Annotated in this window: 2 protein-coding genes; both read left to right on the top strand. The window is 51.8% G+C overall.

The window, feature by feature from the left end:
* Nucleotides 1-229, top strand: a 229-nt coding sequence (locus Y887_RS19525; RefSeq protein WP_157004346.1) for a SymE family type I addiction module toxin, incomplete at its 5' end; no start/stop codon positions are given.
* Between the two features lie 110 nt (nucleotides 230-339).
* Complete coding sequence (locus tag Y887_RS17475) at nucleotides 340-831, top strand: hypothetical protein (protein WP_046965559.1); 492 nt, start codon at nucleotides 340-342, stop codon at nucleotides 829-831.
* The last annotated feature ends 96 nt before the right edge of the window (nucleotides 832-927 follow it).

Raw genomic sequence — 927 nt, 5'->3', positions numbered from 1 at the left:
GCCGCGCCGCCCAGGCCACCCGCGTGCCCCGCAACACTGCACCGTCGGCTACGGCTACTACCCCGACAGCCACCAACGCATCCCCACCCTACGCCTACGCGGCCGCTGGCTGGAACAACTCGGCTTCACCATCGGCAGCAAACTCCACATCCGCCTGCGCAACGGCGAGCTGGTCGTCACCGTGTTCGATGAGGATGAGCAAGCTATGGAAGCAAGTGACGCCCGATGATTGACTATCGCGAGCGCCCATCCGAGGATTACCTGAGGCGGTGTCCAGACGGCGTATAGCAATCAATTGCCAATGATCGCAATAGCGCATGGCGTAATCGGGGAACTTGGATGGAAACGAGGCTGTCGGCGTGTGATTTCTATCTTGTTGTTTCGATGGTAGATCTTGTCACTTGGGTTGGGAGCGACGAAGGAAATTTCTCCGTCAACGGCCACTTTCAACAAGCACTACAAGAGCTTGGGATCAAAGTCGATCTTGTTGGCCTCTACATGGAATATTTCGATCGCGCTAAGATCGGAACTGGAGATGTTTACCTCTATCAAAAAGAAGAAAGCCATGCCGTTTTCGCTATAGACCTATACAAAGAGTTGACGGATCAACTAGATATTATTCAGATGGCCATCTTGTGTGATAGCGGCATTGCCGCGAAGGTAAGAGGGAAGTTGCGAGAATTTTTCGATGATGCATCTTGCAAGATTATTTATGAGGAGGCGCACTTCTCATCCCGGGCGCGCGATTTGATTGATTTCGAAAAGTACCCGCTTCTGATGGCCGAGTCCGGCTACAGGAAAAATATCTTAAAGAACTACGTGCCTTCGTAGGCGCTGTATGTTTAAGACAGCGCCATCTCTGAAAATTTTGCTTCTCAGTTGTGTCGGTCAAACCGACATATGCCTGTGTCGACTCCCCGTAATTCA

The sequence above is a fragment of the Xanthomonas pisi DSM 18956 genome, from assembly GCF_001010415.1.
Classification (GTDB): domain Bacteria; phylum Pseudomonadota; class Gammaproteobacteria; order Xanthomonadales; family Xanthomonadaceae; genus Xanthomonas; species Xanthomonas pisi.
This window is presented reverse-complemented; position numbering and strand designations above follow the sequence as displayed.

What these genes read in the sequence shown, in the direction of transcription:
- Y887_RS17475 (WP_046965559.1), top strand. Translation starts at nt 340, where the DNA reads ATGGAAACGAGGCTGTCGGCGTGTGATTTCTATCTTGTTGTTTCGATG.